Genomic DNA, 494 nt, shown 5'->3' with positions numbered 1-494 from the left:
ATGATTTTTCGGGCGATTGATAACGAGTGGCTCGTCAAAGACCCTTTCAGACGATACGAGTACAAGAACGAGGAAACAACAAGGGAGATTCTGACAAAAGAAGAAATTCACCTGTTGATGGAAACTCCTATCACCAGAAAGCATATGGGGTTGGTGCGTGACTTGTATCTATTCTGCTGTTTCACAGGTCTCGCATTCATTGACCTGTACAACTTGAAGGAAGAGAACATCAAGACATTTTTTGACGATGGCGAGTGGATTGTTATCCACCGACAGAAGACAGGAACGGAAGCCGACATCAAGTTGCTTGACTATCCCAAGCAGATAATGGAGAAATATCGTGGATTGTGCAAGGATGGAAGAGTCTTTCCTGTACCACCTTATAGAAGTTGTCTGCGTTCGCTCAAAAGATTGGGAAAGAAATGCGGTATCACCAAGCCACTTTCCTGGCATGTCTCAAGGCACTCGTTCGCAACCTCGGTTTGCCTCTCCAA

1 protein-coding gene is annotated in these 494 nt (G+C 45.1%); it reads left to right on the top strand.

Annotation, left to right across the window (positions count from 1 at the left end):
- Window positions 1-494 (top strand): site-specific integrase (locus KTQ90_RS13570; RefSeq protein WP_217318858.1); only part of this gene is annotated, 494 nt, incomplete at both ends.

Source organism: Leyella stercorea (assembly GCF_019052365.1).
Lineage (GTDB): Bacteria > Bacteroidota > Bacteroidia > Bacteroidales > Bacteroidaceae > Prevotella.
The sequence above is the reverse complement of the archived record's forward strand: the minus strand, read 5'-3'. Positions and strand labels throughout refer to the sequence as shown.